Below are 14748 nucleotides of genomic sequence, written 5' to 3' on the forward strand. Positions count from 1 at the left end.
CTTGCCACGGCCGGCAGCTCGCCTGGTGCGGCCGGCGGGTGCCGGCCGCGCGGTGGGTCAGTCGCAGGTGTCGCAGATTCCGTTGGACGGGGTCTGCAGGTTGCACTTGGGGCACTTGTTGATCGGGCGTTCGGCGATCGCCGCCTTGCGGGCCCGGGCGCGGGCGGCACCGAGCTTCGGCGGGATCATCGGGCTGCCGCCACCGGCCGGCAGTCCGGTCGCCTCGAAGTGGCGGTAGGCGGCGAGGCGCTCGTGCGAGGCGTGGACGTCCGGGTCCGGGGGAGTGGTGCCGGTGGCGGCGCCGACGATCGCGGCGTACCCGTCGAAGACGCTCTCGTCGGGGTTGACGCACAGCGACGACAACATCGGCTCACCGCGACGCAGGCTCTCCGCGGACACCTCGGCGAGCACGCCGCCGATCCACTGCCGCGTCGGCTGCTTGGTGCGCAGACCGGTCAGCTCCTGTACGCCGGCGGCGATGTCCTTGTGCTGCACCACCGCCTGGTACTTGCGAGCCGCCTCCAGCAGCATCTCCCGCGCGGCACCCGCCCACTCGATCCGGGCGGCGGCGACGCCGACGTCGGCAACATCGCGCCAGGCGCGCTCCGCTACATCCGGCTGTTCGTGGTCTGGGGCGGTGACATCGAAGGTGGACACTCTGGAAACCCTAACCGGGTCACCGGCATCGACGAAAACCGCCGTCTCGCCGGGCGCCGTTTTGCCCGCGGCCGATCCGGCCAGCAGACTGGTCGGCAGGAGGGCAGACCGTGGAATCCCCGCCGTACGCCGAGGCGCCGCTGATCGTCACGTTGCGGCTGGACGAGCACAGCACGGCGATCTTCGACGAGCTGCGCCGGCGGCACTTCCCGCCGCGGCTCAACCGGATCGGCGCCCATCTCACCTTGTTCCACCAGTTGCCCGCCGGGTCGGTGCGGACAGTGCTGGCCGACCTGCGGGAGGTCGCGCCGCCGCCTTTCGACCTGGAGGTCGCCCGGCCGATGCTGCTCGGCCGCGGGGTCGCGATCGAGGTTCGGTCGGCGAGGCTGCAGGAGCTGCACCGGCAGCTCGCGGAGCGCTGGTCGGAGTGGTTGACTCCGCAGGATCGGCAGCGGTTGCGGCCGCACATCACCGTGCAGAACAAGGTCGACCCGGCCGAGGCCAGGCGGCTGCACGCCGCGCTGGCCCGGACGCAGTACTGGCCGACCGTGCTGGCGACCGGCTGGTCGGTGTGGCGCTACCTGGGCGGTCCCTGGCTGCCGGAGGCGGACGTTCCGTTCACCAGGCCTGAGTAGCGGCGGGCCGTTTGGCGGTGGGAACCGGGGGCTCACCGCGCCCGCGGCGGGCGTGGCCGTCTGCGATCACGGAGGGCGCGGAATGAGCAAGGACGAGTTCAGCAAGGGCGATGTCGTGGAGTGGGACAGCCACGGCGGTACGGCGCACGGCAAGGTCGAGCGCAAGATCACCGAACGCACCGAGGCCGGCGGCAGGACGGTGGACGCCTCGCCGGAGGAGCCGCAGTACCTGGTGAAGAGCGACAAGTCCGGCGGTACGGCGGTGCACAAGCCGTCGGCGCTGCGGCCCGCGAAGAAGTCCTGATGAGCGGCACCGGCGAGGACCACGACACGACGTACAAGGAATTCCGCGACGCCGTGAACATGACGCCGAAGCAGCTGGAGAAGTGGCTGGAGACCGACGAATCGAAGGCGGTCGGCCAGAAGTCCGGCGAAGGATCCGAATCGGTGGGCCACCGCAGCGGCCGGCGGATCATCGAACTGCTGGGCAGCAAGAAGGCCGACCTGGGCGACGACGACTACGCTCATATGCGCAAGGTGGTCGGCTATGTCCACCGCCACCGCGAGCAACGCCCGTCAGGGGACGTGACCGAGACCAACTGGCGCTACTCCCTGATGAACTGGGGCCACGACCCCAAGAAGTGACCCGGGTACAGGAGGCCGCATGAGTGGGATCGATCAGGAACTCGACAGCAGCGCGTACGACCTGCCGGCCCAGGTCGAGGCCCTGCACCGCGACGGCATCACCGCCCTGCGCGGCGCGTTCTCCCGCGAGTGGGCCGAGCAGGTGCGCGAGGACCTGATGGACGCCTTCTGGGAGGCCATCCAGCGCCCTGGTGGCGCGGTCGGACGCGGACCGCGGCGCTGGTACGTCGAGCTGCATCCGCAGGATGTCCGGGGCTTCGCCGACCTGGTCACGCACCCCTGGGTGAGCGGGATCTGCGAGGCGGTGCTCGGCCCGGAGTACCAGATCGTCGAGCTCGGTTTCGACGTGCCGTTCCAGGGCGCGCGCAACCAGCCGTGGCATCGCGACTTCCCGTCACCGCCGCGGACCTACCGCGATCGGCAGCTCACCTCGCTGGCCTTCAACCTGACCGGCGTCGACGTCACCCCGGACATGGGCCCGTTCGAGATCGCCGAAGGGAGTCAGTGGGACGACGGCCGGGAGTGGGACCACGAGATGTTCCCGCCGAGGGACAGCTGGCCCCGGTACGCCGAGCGAGCGGTGCGCAAGTATCCGCAACTGGGTGACATCTCAGCGCGCTCGGCCCTCACCGTCCACCGTGGCACCGAGCACGGCTCGCCGATCGCCCGTCCGGTGCTGGTCCTCGGCGTGGACGCGCCCGGAGCGGGACATGCGGAGCTGCACGATCCGATGGTGACCCAGGACTACCACGACTCCCTGCCGGACCTGGTCCGGCGCCATCTCGCCTGCCGGATCGTGGACGAACTGGTCCCGATCACCCAGAAGCACGACATCGAGGGCCTGGTGATGGGCGCGGAGTGAGCTGCGCGGTCTCGCGGACGAGCAAGCTCGTCAGCTGGAGGCCCGGCTGCACGGCTTCCGGTCCGAGGATGGCCAGACGTAGGGAAGGCCGGGTGGGTCGTCGAACAGTCGTCCGTAGTGCTCAGGGTCCTTGGTGAGCAGGGCTGAGCGGTGGCTGCGATGGAACTCGTCGTCGCCGAGCCACGGCGGCAGGTCGCCGGCTTCCGCGAGTGCCGACTGAGTTCGGACACCGCTGAGGTCGCAGCCGGCCTTCAGATCGGTCAGCAGCGTGAGCTCACATGTGTCGGACCGTCCCACCTCGGTCCAGGCCGTGCAGATCTCCAGCCCGTACCGCACGAGCGCTTCCTCGTAGCCCGCCCACATCTTCACCGCCGGGTGGTGCCGCCAGCCGTAGTTCGGGACGGTCAGACCGCGCAAAATCTGGATCGTCTCGACCCGTTGCTTGCCGAGCCGTCGCTGGTCGAGCATCCGGGCGGTCGTCGCGAAGTCGGGATGCGGCAGGAAGGACTGCATGGCGCTCCGGTACCCCGGTACCGCTTGGTCTACCGGCGATCTCGGCCTGATTGACCGGTGCCGACCGGGGTACCGCAGCCGGGTAAGGCCGACGACCATTGTTGGGAGTACCCGTGAACGAGACGCTGATCGATCCCACCACCCAGTACCCCGGTCCGGACCGGCAGGGCCGCGAGTCGCTCGAACATCCCGGCCTGAGCGAGGAGATGGGCCTCGAGCCGGATCACGGTGAGCAGACCTACCGCGGCAGCGGCAAGCTGACCGGGCGGCGGGCCCTGATCACCGGCGGCGACTCCGGGATCGGGCGGGCGGTCGCGCTGGCGTTCGCGCGGGAGGGCGCCGACGTGATGATCAGCTACCTGCCCACCGAGGAGGAGGACGCCCGCGAGACCTGCCGGCTGGTCGAGGAGGCCGGCCGCAAGGCGGTCCCAGCACCCGGCGACATCCGCGACGAGCAGCACTGCGCCGACCTGGTCAACCGGGCGCTCGCGGAGCTGGGTGGGCTGGACATCCTGGTCAACAACGCGGCGTACCAGATGTCGCAGGGCGGGATCGAAGAGATCTCCACCGAACAGTTCGACCGGGTGATGAAGACCAACATCTACGCGATGTTCTGGTTGTGCAAGGCGGCCGTGCCGCATCTGCCGCCGGGCTCGACGATCGTCAACACCACGTCGATCCAGGCCTACCAGCCGTCGCCGCAGCTGCTCGACTACGCGACCACCAAGGCCGCGATCCTCAACTTCACCAAGGGTCTCGCGCAGGAGCTGGCACCGAAGGGGATCCGGGTGAACGCGGTCGCCCCGGGGCCGATCTGGACTCCGTTGATCCCGGCAACGATGCCGAAGGACAAGGTGGAACAGTTCGGCTCGGACACGCCGCTGGGCCGGGCCGGGCAACCGGCCGAGCTCGCGGCGGCGTACGTCTTCCTGGCCTCGACCGACTCCAGCTTCATCACCGGCGAGCGGATCGGGATCACGGGCGGCAACCCGCTGCCCTGACCTGGTTGCCCTGACCTGGTTGCCCTGACTCGGCAGCACGCCGGGCCGAGCCTGGAAACAAGTTCCATCGATCGGCAGGAGGAGAATGGCGGGCATGGTGGACCGTGACGAAGCACCGGACGAGGCGGCCGGCCTGGCCGAGCGGATCGCGGAGCTGGCGACGGCCCGGGAGGTGACCGTTGCCGTGGCCGAGTCGCTGACCAGCGGCCAGGTCGCCAGCCGGCTCGGCGCCGCACCGGACGCCAGCTCGTGGTTCGTCGGCGGGGTGGTCGCCTACGCGGCACACGTGAAGTTCAAGGTGCTGGACGTCGATCCCGGACCGGTGGTCACCGCGCGGTGCGCGGCTCAGATGGCCGCGGGAGTCGGCCGGTTGACCGGCGCCGACCTCGCTGTCGCGCTCACCGGCGTCGGCGGACCCGGCCCCGACGAGGGCCACCCGGCCGGGACGACCTTCCTGGCCGCGTGCCGCGACGGCGACTGCCACATCATCGAGGAGCGGTTCGACGGTGATCCCGCGGAGGTGGTCGAGCAGGCGACGATCACCGCGCTGAAGCTGTTGCTCCAGACGCTCGAACAGGGCGAGTGACCCGAGCCGCGAACCTCAGAAGGCGTAGCGGACCTGGCAGTACGGCAGGTGATGGTGCAGCAGTTGCTGAAACTGCGCGAGGTACCCCTGCTTGTCGCGCCAGCGGTAGCGCACGTTGGTCGCGCCGTTCTGTGATCTCTTCTGCTCCTGCAGTTCGGGCCGCCAGATCAGCTCCTCGGCCTTGGGATGCCAGCCGAGATTGACCTGGTGCAACGGCTCGTTGTGGGTCAGGAAGATGATTTCGCAGGCGAGCTGGCGCCGGGTGGCCGCGCTGGTCGCCTGGTGGAGCTGGGCGAACAGCTCGGCCCAGTCCGCCAGCCAGCCGTCGTGCACGACCACGGGGGAGAAGTTCACGTGCACCTCGTAGCCGGCCTCGACGAAGTCGTTCAGCGCCGCCAGCCGGTCCTCGATCGGCGACGTCCGGATGTCGAGCAGCTTCGACGCCCGGGCCGGCATCAGCGAGAACCGGACCCGGGTGCGTCCCTCGGGCCGCAGCTCGAGCAGATCCCGGTTCACGTACTTCGTCGCGAACGACGCCTTGGCGTTCGGCAGTTGCCGGAACGCCGCCACCAGGTCGGCCACGTTGTCGCTGACCAGTGCGTCCACGCTGCAGTCGTTGTTCTCACCGAGGTCGTAGACCCAGTCGGTGGGGTCACACTGGTTGGGGGTCTTGGGACCCTGCCGGCCGGCGTGCCGGGTGATGGTGCCGATGATCTTGTCGATGTTGGTGAAGATCGTGATCGGGTTGCTGTAGCCCTTGCGGCGCGGCACGTAGCAGTACGCGCAGGCCATCGCGCAGCCGTTGGCCGACGACGGCGCGATGAAGTCGGCGGACCGCCCGTTCGGCCGGACGCCGAGCGACTTCTTCTCGCCCAGCACCAGCGCTTCCCGCTTGATCCGCACCCACCGCCGCACGTTGGTCTCGTCGCCGTGCAGCTCGGGGATCTGCCAATGGCTCGGCACTTCGACCACCTCGGCCGCGGGCCACCGGGCCAGCACCTGCCGGCCCCGATCCGACGCCATCGCCGCGGGTTCTGCGTAGATCCGCGTCACCTCGAGCAACGCGGTACTGCCTGACCTTTCCACGCTTCGATCCTGCCAGCAGGCACCGACAGTTCCGGTGCCGGGCCGGATCACGCCGGCCAGGGCTCAGGACAGTTCGTGGCGCGGCTCGCCGGGGGTGGTCCTGGCTTCCTTCATCTCGGATTCGCGCAGGTGGTGCTCGCCGCCGGTGAAGGTGTCGCGGGCCTCCCGCTCGAGGCGCTCGAACAGCGAGTAGTAGTTCGCGTCGTAGTCGTCGACGATCTGGAAGGTCCAGCGGCGGTCGATCACGTTGCGGCCGAGGAGTTCCTTCTCGATGGTTTCGGCGAACTCGTGATGACCCGCCTCGCGGAACAGTTCCAGCACCTCGTCCAGCTCGTTGTCGGCCCGGCCGGTGAGCTCGTGGAAGCCGTACAGGTAGCCGCGGGCCCGGATGACGGTCTCCATCGCGTGTGTCAACCGGCCGACCGCCTGGACGGTCTGGTCGGTCACGCCGTCGGGCCGCTTCCGGGGTGCCTTCTCGTCGTTTCGGTCCATGCGCACGCGGTACCCCGAGGTCATGCGCCGGGCACCCGAACACTGCGAAAACCCCGCGGCGCTGCTTGTTTCACGGCGGGTACAGGGCGGCCGGAATCACTGGTGGTACGGAAGAGTGCCACTTCGCTCCCGTCCTTGTCGCGAGGCCGAGAAGCATCGATCCGCCGCCCCAAGGCGGGTGCCTCGTGACGTCAACAGTCACTCCTGAAGGGAGTTGTCGCATGACGAACCACCAAGCTGACGTCGACGGCCGGCCCACCACGGGCGTCGCCGGCGCAGCCCGGGACGAAGCCGGACAGCTGAAGGAGACCTCGGCCGACGCCGCTCGTCAGGTCGCGGAATCCGTGAAGGAGAAGGCGTCCGGCGTGACCTCGGACGCCCGCGAGCAGACCCGGCGGCTGGCCGGGCAGACGCGGGACGAACTGGTCGGCCAGGCCGGCCAGCAGAAGGACCGCGCGGCCGAGAGCCTTCGTGCGGTCGGCGACGAGCTGCGCGGGATGGCAGAGCACGGGCAGTCCGGCCTGGGGAGCCAGCTGGCCCGGCACGGCGCGGACTTCAGCAGCCAGGCCGCCGACTACCTGCAGAAGCACGAACCCGGCGAACTGCTGGACGAGGTACGCAGGTACGCGCGGCGCAAGCCCGGCACGTTCCTGCTGGTCGCCGCGGCCGCCGGTGTCGTTGCAGGCCGGATGACGCGCGCCCTGGCAGCAGGGCAGACGGAAACAGCAACCGGTTCCCGGACGACGGACGGCTCGTCTTCGTCGAACGGCTTCGCCACGGCCGGCCAGCCGGACGACTATCTCGTCCCTCCGCCGGTGAGCACGCCGCAGACGGGCACGACGTCGGTGCCGCCGGTCGGTACGCCGCCGCCGGCTCCGAGCAGCGCGCCGCCGGTCGGTGACACGACCCTGCCGCCGCCGACGCCCACCCCGGTGGCGCCCGACCCGGATCCGGGAGCACCGGTGACGCCTCGGTTCGGACCCGGACAGGCCCAGTGACATGACCTTCGACGGATCAGCACCAGGTACCGAGAGACAACGTGTCTCGGTGGACGAGTCGGTGGGTGAGCTGGTCTCCCAGCTGACCAGCGATCTCGGCGACCTCACCCGGCAGGAACTGGCACTGGCCAAGGCCGAGCTTCAGGCAGAGGCGAAGAAGGCCGGCAAGGGCGCGGGCATGCTCGGCGGCGCGGCCCTGGCCGGCTGGATGGTCGCCCTTTTCCTTTCCCTCACGGTGATGTGGGCGCTGGGCGAGGCGATGGACCTCGTCTGGGCGGCACTGATCGTGACGGTGCTCTGGGCGATCATCGCCGCGGTTCTGGCGATGACCGGGCGCAAGGAACTGCAGGAGGTCAGCCCGAAACCCGACCAGACGGTCGAATCACTCAAGGAGGACGCGAAATGGCTGAAGACCCGGAACAGCTGAAACGGGACATCGAGCAGAGCCGGCGCCGGGTCGGCCGCGACGTCGACGCCCTGACCGAGAAGGTCAGCCCCGGTCGCGTGGTCGGCCGGCGGGTGGAGCGGGCTCGCGGTGGAGTTCACCGGCTGAAGGAGAGTGTGATGGGGACGGCGGATTCGATGGGTGGATCGATGAGCCACGCGGCCGGCTCGGCCGCGTCGTCGGTCCAGGACGTCGGCAGCAAGGTCACGGACGCGGGGAGCAAGGTCACGGACGCCGTCGGCTCGGCGCCGGGGATGGCACGCTCGCACACCCGCGGTACGCCGCTCGCGGCCGGCCTGGTCGCCTTCGCGGCGGGCTGGGTGATCGCTTCCGCGCTGCCTGCCTCGACGCAGGAACGTGAACTGGCGCAGGAGACCAAGGACAAGGTCGCCGGCCCGGTGAAGGACCAGGCAGCTCAGCTGGCGCAGGAGATCAAGGACGACCTGCAGCAGCCGGCCCAGGAGGCCGTCGCCAGTGTGAAGGAATCCGCGACCCAGGCAGCCACCGACGTGGCCGACGACGGCCGTTCGGCGGCTCAGCAGGTTGCTGACGGAGCGAAGGACTCGGCCGGCAACGTGCGGCAGGCGAGCTCCTCGAGCTGATGAGCAGACGACGGCAAGACGTACCGGGAGCCGAGGCCGGCAAGCCGACCGAGATTCCGGCCAAAGGCTGGTGGCAGGTGACCCGGCGGGCATGGGCCGAGGCCAAGTCCGACCAGGTCCCGCTGCTGGCGGCGGGAGTCGCCTTCTTCGGGTTCCTCTCGGTGTTTCCTGCCGTCGCTGCCGCGGTACTGACTTTCGGCCTGGTCGCGGATCCCGCAAAGCTCCGCAGCCAGGCCGAGGAGCTGACCGCGGCGATGCCGGCGTCAGGGCGCGAGCTGCTGCTTCAGCAACTCGACGCCCTGACGTCGGCACCGCGGCAAGGGCTGGGAATCGGCGTCGCCATCGCTGTCGTGGCCGCGCTGTGGAGCGCGTCCGGTGGCGTGGGCTATCTGTTGACGGCGGTCGACCTCGCCTACGACGAAGAGGAGAACCGCGGCTTCGTCCGGCGGAAGCTGCTGGCCCTCGGGATGACGCTGGGAGCGATCGTTTTCGTACTGCTGGCGATCGCGGTGTTCGCGGCCGGCGCTGCGATCGGCGACGAACTGCCGACGCCGTTGCGGATTCTGCTGGGGGCCGCGCGCCTGCTGGTGGCGATCCTCCTGATCACAGTGGCACTGGCCGTGGTGTACCGGCTGGGTCCCGATCGGGACGCGCCGCGGATGCGCTGGGTCTCCACCGGGGCCATGGTGGCGACAGTGATCTGGCTGGTCGCGTCGATCGGGTTCTCGATCTATGTCGAGACGTTCGGCAACTACGCGAAGACGTACGGCAGCCTCGCGGCCGTGGTGATCCTGATGCTGTGGCTCTGGCTGACCGCGTACGCCGTCCTGCTGGGCGCCGAGATCAACGCGGAGGCCGAACAGCAGACCGCCAAGGACACCACGAAGGGTGAGCCGCGGCCGCTCGGCGAACGGAACGCCGTGAAGGCCGACTCCGTGCCGGAGTGACGATTTCGGACTGATCAGCCGGCCAGGGCGTGCAGCTCCGGCCGGTACCCGCTGGACGTCCCCAGGTGCGGAGCCGGGTCGAGGATCCGGATGCAGGTGCCGGTGCGATCCGCGAAGACGGCGTACCGGCCGAGAGCGGTGGTGGTCGGGGCGACCAGCCAGTCGAGGTCGGACTGGACCTCGAAGAACAGGTCCACGTCGCCGACGGAGTAGATGCCGCCGGCTCCGAGAGCAGCCTCGGCGGGGTCCCGGACCAGGACGATGGTGGCGCCGTCGCCTGGTGGGCCGAGCAGGGCGGTCTCGTCGTCGGGCCAGCCCAGCGGCTCCAGACCCAGCCCGCGGTAGTAGTCGACACTGGCGTCGAGATGCTCGACCGGCCGGAGTTCGAACAACAGCTTCATCGGCGTTCCTCCCGTCGCTTGCGCCCCAGGACGGGTGACCGCTCCTGGCCGGAGCGATCACCCGTCGCGTGGAGACCTTGGTCAGGCGTTGAGTTCGTGGGCCGTCGAACCGGCACCGGCGATGCTGATCTTGCGGGGTTTCGCCTTGGCGGCGACGGGGATCCGCACCGTCAGCACGCCGTTCTCGTACGCCGCCTCGATCCGGTCGGCGTCGAGGGCGTCGCCGAGGAACAGTTGCCGGGAGAACGCGCCGAGCGGTCGTTCGGCCACCTGCATCTCGGTGCCGTCGGTGACCGCCGCCGGCCGGCGTTCGGCCTTGATGGTCAGCACGTTGCGCTCGACGTCGAGGTCGATCGCTTCCGGAGCGACGCCGGGCAGGTCGAGGACCACCACGTACTCGTCGCCGTTGCGGTAGGCGTCCATCGGCATCGGATTGGGCCGGGACCAGGTCCCGGGGGTAGCTCCGCCGGTGAGTTGCTGGGTCAGTCGGTCCAGCTCACGGAACGGGTCTGTGCGCATCAACATCGTTCCACCTCCGTCTCGTCGACTGTCGTTCATCGTCAACACGCAGGAATTTATATAGCACGACGCGACGGTGCCCGCAAGCCCCCGATTCCGGCCTTCGGAGAGGGCCTCAACCAGTGGTTCTGCGGCCCTCGGCCAGCAGCGCCAGCCGCTCGAGGGTCTCCGCGTTCCGCACTCGCAGGACGGGGTCGAGCACCGCCTCGGGGATCAGGGCGGCGGGTCCCTTGAGAGTGCGTTCGCGCATCACCAGCAGGCATTCGCCGTCCCGGTCCGTCGCGACGAACTCGACCATCCCCTCACCGGTCGGCCAGGCGCGCACCTTCAGTTCCAGGTGCCGCAGCGGCTCGTACTGCTGGACCGTGGTGGCGTCGTTGATCAGCAACGGCCAGGCCCCGACGGAGTGGTGGATGCTGTGCCCGGGCTGCGGCCAGCCGGGCTCCACGTCGCGGATCCGGGAGGCGCCGACCACCCACGACGCATAGCTCCAGCCGTCGGTCAGTACGGCGAAGACGTCCTCGACGGAGGCATGGATCAGGCGTTCGTTCTCGCTCATGCACAAGTTTGTACCCAGCCCTCAACCGGTCCGCATCGTCGGCGGGGTCCGGGGTACCGGAACGTCATGAAAGCACTCACCTGGCAGGGCAAACGCAAGATCGAGTACTCCGAGGTCCCGGATCCGGTGATCGAGCAGCCGACCGACGCGATCATCCAGGTCACCTCGACCGGGATCTGCGGGTCCGACCTGCACCTGTACGAGGTGATGGGACCGTTCCTGGAGCCCGGCGACGTGCTCGGTCACGAGCCGATGGGGGTGGTGGTCGAAACCGGTACGGAGGTGCCGAACCTGAAGGTCGGCGACCGGGTGGTGATCCCGTTCGGGATCGCCTGCGGGAAATGCTTCATGTGCGATCGCGGGCTGCAGTCCCAGTGCGAGACCACTCAGGTACGTGACGAGGGCATGGGTGCGGCACTGTTCGGCTACACGCGGCTCTACGGGCAGGTGCCGGGTGGCCAGGCGGAGTACCTGAGGGTGCCGCAGGCGCAGTACGGGCCGATCGTGGTTCCCGCTGGTCCGGCCGACGATCGTTTCGTCTTCCTCTCGGACGTGCTGCCGACCGCCTGGCAGGCGGTCGAGTACGCCGCCGTGCCCGAGGGCGGAACGCTCGCGGTGATCGGGCTGGGCCCGATCGGGGACATGGCCGCCAGGATCGGGCTGCACCGTGGTTACCGGGTGCTCGGGATCGATCTGGTGCCCGAGCGTCTCGCTCGCGCCCAGGCCCGCGGGGTGGAGACGCTCGAGTACTCCGACGAGGTGGCCGAGCAGGTCCGGCAGCTGACCGGTGGACGTGGTCCCGACTCGGTGGTCGACGCCGTCGGCATGGAGGCGCACGGCTCGCCGAAGGCGCAGGTCGCCCATCGGCTGGTCGGGCTGATGCCGGACGCCGTCGCGGAGAAGATGATGCAGACCGTCGGTGTCGACCGGCTGGCCGCGTTCTACCTGGCGATCGAGCTGGTCCGCCGGGGCGGCACGATCTCGCTGAGCGGCGTGTACGGCGGGGCCGCGTCCCCGTTGCCGCTGCTGACGATGTTCGACAAGCAGATCCAGTTGCGGATGGGACAGGGCAACGTGCGCCGCTGGGTGGACGACATCCTGCCGCTGCTGGGCGACGACGACCCGCTCGGTGTCGACGGGTTCGCGACCCACCGGATGCCGTTGTCCGAGGGGCCGGCCGCCTACGAGATGTTCCAGAAGAAGCAGGACGGGGCCGTGAAGGTGCTGTTGACCCCGTGACCCGCGTTGTCGTGGTCACCGGGGCCTCGAGCGGGATCGGTCTCGCCGCCGCCCGGGCCTTTGCGAAACAGGGCGCACAGCTTGTTCTCGCCGCCCGTTCCCCGGACAGCCTCGCCGTCGCCGAAGGACTCTGCACGGCCGACGGCGGTGAGGTGCTGGCCGTGCCGACCGACGTGGCGGACGCCGCGCAGGTCGACGACCTGATGGCGGCGGCGGAGAACCGGTTCGGCCGGATCGACGTCGTGGTACATGCCGCCGCGGTTCTGGTCTACGGACGGTTCGAGGACGTTCCGGGCGAGATCTTCGACCAGGTGATCACTGTCAACGTGCAGGGTACGGCGAACGTCGGGCGCTCGGCGCTGCGGATCTTCCGCCGCCGGCACAGCGGAACCCTGATCGTGGTCGGCTCGTTGCTGGGCAAGATCGCGACGCCGTACCTGAGCTCCTATGTGACCACGAAGTGGGCCGTGCACGGTCTGACCCGGTCGTGGCAGCTCGAGGTCAAGGCCGATCCCGGCGTCGAGGTCGCGCTGGTCTGGCCGGGGTCGGTCAACACGCCGGCCTACTCGCAGGCCGGGAACTACGCCGGCTGGGTCGGCCGTCCGCCGCCGCCCGTCGATCCGCCGGAGCGAGTGGCCCGGCGGATCGTCCGGCTGGCCGATCGGCCGGTCCGGTCGGCTTCGGTCGGTGTGGCCAACGGCCTTACCCTGTTCGGTTTCCGAGCGCTGCCCGGGGTGTTCGACGTGCTGGTGACGCCACTGATGAGGGCCGGCGGACTCTCCCGCGTCCAGACCGATCCGCATCCCGGCAACGTGATGACGGCGAGCCCGGCCGGCGACGCGGAGTACGGGCGCTGGGGCCGGCACTGGCTGCGCCCGCTCGCCGGTACTGCGCTGACTGCCGTGGCCGTGACCGGCTGGAAGGCGATCCGCCGCCGTCAGCGGGCGTGAAAGAGCGCGGCGCGAGCTGCGTTGGAGCCACAGGCACCGTGTACTCCGCCGCCCGGATGCGCTGAGGCCGAGGCCAGGTACAGCGACTTGATCGCGGTCTCGGCCCGGCCGAGGCCCGGCATCGGCCGCAGTACCAGCTCCTGGGTGAGGCCCGAGGTCCCGCCGTTGACGGCGCCGCCGACCAGGTTCGCGTTGCGCCGTTCGAGCTCGAACGGCGTGAGGATTCTGCGGGCGGTGATCCGGTCGGTGAAACCCGGGGCGTACTCCTCCACCCGCGCCTCGATGCGCTCGGTCATCGTCTCGGCGTCAGCGGCGTCCCACGATCCGGAGAGCCGGCCGCCGGCGTCGCCGCGGGTGTGCTGGGGAACGTGGGTGTAGGCCCAGGCAGACTCGGTGCCGGCCGGTGAACGGGTCGCGTCCGCCGTCGTCATCTGTCCCATCAGCAGGAAAGGCCGGTCCGGGATCCAGTCGCCGGCGAGTTGGCGGGCCCAGCGCCGGAGGTCGTCCACCGAATCCGCGATGTGTGCCGTGCCGGGTGCCAGCTCCGGCGAGTCTCGCCAGGGGATCGGCGTGCTGAGCGCCCAGTCGACCTTGACGGTGGCGGGATCCCACTTGAAGAACCGCAACCGCTGCAGCACGTGGAAGGGAAGATCCTGGCGGGGGATCAGGTGGCAGTAGAGAGCGGGTGCCGAGACGTCGGCCAGGACGGCTCGCCGAGCGGAGTACTCCGTACCGTCCGTGGTCCGTACGCCGACGGCCCGGCCGCCGCGGATCACGATCTCGTCGACCCGCGCCTGGCAGACGATCGTGCCGCCGCGAGCCGTGAAACGGTCGGCGAGGGCCTGGGACAGACGTCCCGCACCGCCGCGCGGAACGGGGTATCCGTGCTGCTGCGCGATCATCACCAGCAACCAGCCCATCAGTCCCGACCCGATGGAGGTCGGCGCGATGTCGGCGTGCTGCGAGTTGGTGACCAGCAGCATCTTCGCGGCCGCACCCGAGAACCGCTGGTCGGCGACCGACCGGACCGGCCCGATCAGCAACTGCAGGCGCTTCAGCCCACGCGCACCCAGCAGGTGCCGGAGCAGGTCGACGCCGGCCCTGACCGGGGGGAACGGGCTGAGCAAGGCCTCGGTGATCGCCGGCCCGACGCGTTGCCAGTCGGAGTACAGGTCCAGCCAGGCCTGACCGTCGCCGGGACTGTGCGCGTCCAGCGCGGCTGCGGTGTCAGCGGCATCGGGATGGACCAGGGACCAGCCGCCGCCGCGCAGTGGGTTGCCGACCGGGGCCGGCGCGTCGGACCACTCCAGGCCGTGCTCCTGGAGGTTCAGGCCCTGGATCGTCGGCGATACGGCGGCCAAAGGATAGAACGAGCTGAAGGTGTCGTGCACGAAGGCGGCGTCGACGTCGGTGGAGCTTCGGACCGCGCCACCGATCGCGTCGTTGGCCTCCAGTAGCACCACGTCCCACCCGGCGTCGGCCAGCAGGTTGGCGGCGACCAGGCCGTTGGGTCCGGCACCGACGACCACTGCGTCGTTCACGGGATCTGCTTTCAGCCGAGGAGTGATTTTCGCACCGGCCGGTACCCCGGCCCGAAACGGGGAACCCGGG

General features: G+C 69.9%; 20 protein-coding genes. 12 read left to right on the forward strand and 8 right to left on the reverse strand.

Translation table 11 applies throughout. The features are described from left to right. Positions 1-57: 57 nt before the first annotated feature. Positions 58-657: a hypothetical protein gene (locus tag OX958_RS16040; RefSeq protein ID WP_270138494.1), complete on the reverse strand. Its 600-nt coding sequence runs from the start codon at positions 655-657 to the stop codon at positions 58-60. A gap of 110 nt (positions 658-767) precedes the next feature. Between OX958_RS16040 and OX958_RS16045 the strand changes: the two genes are divergently transcribed. From OX958_RS16045 to OX958_RS16060, 4 genes are all read left to right on the forward strand, one after another. Continuing rightward, positions 768-1292, forward strand: a complete 525-nt coding sequence (locus tag OX958_RS16045; protein ID WP_270138495.1) for a 2'-5' RNA ligase family protein — start codon at positions 768-770, stop codon at positions 1290-1292. 82 nt (positions 1293-1374) lie between these two features. Further along, positions 1375-1596, forward strand: coding sequence for a DUF2945 domain-containing protein (locus OX958_RS16050; protein WP_270138496.1), 222 nt, complete (start codon positions 1375-1377; stop codon positions 1594-1596). Next, positions 1596-1937: a DUF3140 domain-containing protein gene (locus tag OX958_RS16055; protein ID WP_270138497.1), complete on the forward strand. Its 342-nt coding sequence runs from the start codon at positions 1596-1598 to the stop codon at positions 1935-1937. The genes OX958_RS16050 and OX958_RS16055 overlap by 1 nt, the downstream gene beginning before the upstream one ends. Positions 1938-1956: 19 nt before the next feature. Beyond that, positions 1957-2799, forward strand: a complete 843-nt coding sequence (locus OX958_RS16060; RefSeq protein ID WP_270138498.1) for a phytanoyl-CoA dioxygenase family protein — start codon at positions 1957-1959, stop codon at positions 2797-2799. 30 nt (positions 2800-2829) lie between these two features. Here OX958_RS16060 and OX958_RS16065 read toward each other — a convergent pair whose 3' ends face one another. Continuing rightward, on the reverse strand, positions 2830-3312 hold the full coding sequence (locus OX958_RS16065; RefSeq protein ID WP_270138499.1) for an MSMEG_6728 family protein: 483 nt from the start codon (positions 3310-3312) through the stop codon (positions 2830-2832). Between the two features lie 113 nt (positions 3313-3425). Here OX958_RS16065 and OX958_RS16070 point away from each other — a divergent pair, with 113 nt between their 5' ends. After that, entirely contained in the window at positions 3426-4313 is an 888-nt protein-coding gene (locus OX958_RS16070) for an SDR family oxidoreductase (protein ID WP_270138500.1), read from the forward strand. A 94-nt stretch (positions 4314-4407) separates the two neighbouring features. Beyond that, positions 4408-4899 (forward strand): CinA family protein, encoded by a 492-nt coding sequence (locus OX958_RS16075; RefSeq protein ID WP_270138501.1) that lies wholly within the window; start codon positions 4408-4410, stop codon positions 4897-4899. Between the two features lie 15 nt (positions 4900-4914). Here OX958_RS16075 and OX958_RS16080 read toward each other — a convergent pair whose 3' ends face one another. Continuing rightward, positions 4915-5985, reverse strand: a complete 1071-nt coding sequence (locus OX958_RS16080; RefSeq protein WP_270138502.1) for a spore photoproduct lyase family protein — start codon at positions 5983-5985, stop codon at positions 4915-4917. A 63-nt stretch (positions 5986-6048) separates the two neighbouring features. Then, complete coding sequence (locus OX958_RS16085; protein WP_270138503.1) at positions 6049-6477, reverse strand: hypothetical protein; 429 nt, start codon at positions 6475-6477, stop codon at positions 6049-6051. A gap of 221 nt (positions 6478-6698) precedes the next feature. Here OX958_RS16085 and OX958_RS16090 point away from each other — a divergent pair, with 221 nt between their 5' ends. From OX958_RS16090 to OX958_RS16105, 4 genes are read left to right on the forward strand one after another with little or no spacing between them, the layout of a single operon-like run. Then, on the forward strand, positions 6699-7475 hold the full coding sequence (locus OX958_RS16090; RefSeq protein ID WP_270138504.1) for a hypothetical protein: 777 nt from the start codon (positions 6699-6701) through the stop codon (positions 7473-7475). Positions 7476-7524: 49 nt separating this feature from the next. Then, a complete protein-coding gene (locus tag OX958_RS16095; protein WP_270138505.1) occupies positions 7525-7902 on the forward strand; it encodes a phage holin family protein in 378 nt (125 codons plus the stop codon). Beyond that, a complete protein-coding gene (locus tag OX958_RS16100; RefSeq protein WP_270138506.1) occupies positions 7878-8522 on the forward strand; it encodes a DUF3618 domain-containing protein in 645 nt (214 codons plus the stop codon). Before OX958_RS16095 ends, OX958_RS16100 begins: the two co-directional genes overlap by 25 nt. Beyond that, the gene (locus OX958_RS16105) at positions 8522-9469 is read left to right on the forward strand and encodes a YihY/virulence factor BrkB family protein (RefSeq protein ID WP_270138507.1); all 948 of its coding nucleotides are present in this window, start codon (positions 8522-8524) and stop codon (positions 9467-9469) included. Before OX958_RS16100 ends, OX958_RS16105 begins: the two co-directional genes overlap by 1 nt. A 14-nt stretch (positions 9470-9483) precedes the next feature. Here the strand turns inward: OX958_RS16105 and OX958_RS16110 are convergent, their stop codons facing one another. From OX958_RS16110 to OX958_RS16120, 3 genes are all read right to left on the reverse strand, one after another. After that, complete coding sequence (locus OX958_RS16110; RefSeq protein WP_270138508.1) at positions 9484-9870, reverse strand: hypothetical protein; 387 nt, start codon at positions 9868-9870, stop codon at positions 9484-9486. Between the two features lie 81 nt (positions 9871-9951). Next, the gene (locus OX958_RS16115) at positions 9952-10395 is read right to left on the reverse strand and encodes an Hsp20/alpha crystallin family protein (RefSeq protein ID WP_270138509.1); all 444 of its coding nucleotides are present in this window, start codon (positions 10393-10395) and stop codon (positions 9952-9954) included. Between the two features lie 109 nt (positions 10396-10504). After that, positions 10505-10948, reverse strand: coding sequence for an SRPBCC family protein (locus OX958_RS16120; protein WP_270138510.1), 444 nt, complete (start codon positions 10946-10948; stop codon positions 10505-10507). A 66-nt stretch (positions 10949-11014) separates the two neighbouring features. Here OX958_RS16120 and OX958_RS16125 point away from each other — a divergent pair, with 66 nt between their 5' ends. Then, positions 11015-12187, forward strand: coding sequence for an alcohol dehydrogenase catalytic domain-containing protein (locus OX958_RS16125; RefSeq protein ID WP_270138511.1), 1173 nt, complete (start codon positions 11015-11017; stop codon positions 12185-12187). Next, positions 12184-13137, forward strand: coding sequence for an SDR family NAD(P)-dependent oxidoreductase (locus OX958_RS16130; protein ID WP_270138512.1), 954 nt, complete (start codon positions 12184-12186; stop codon positions 13135-13137). The genes OX958_RS16125 and OX958_RS16130 overlap by 4 nt, the downstream gene beginning before the upstream one ends. On the opposite strand, the gene OX958_RS16135 is transcribed toward OX958_RS16130, so the two are convergent. Next, complete coding sequence (locus OX958_RS16135) at positions 13125-14678, reverse strand: phytoene desaturase family protein (RefSeq protein WP_270138513.1); 1554 nt, start codon at positions 14676-14678, stop codon at positions 13125-13127. The genes OX958_RS16130 and OX958_RS16135 overlap by 13 nt on opposite strands. Positions 14679-14748 lie beyond the last annotated feature (70 nt).

The organism is Kribbella sp. CA-293567 (assembly GCF_027627575.1).
Lineage (GTDB): Bacteria > Actinomycetota > Actinomycetes > Propionibacteriales > Kribbellaceae > Kribbella.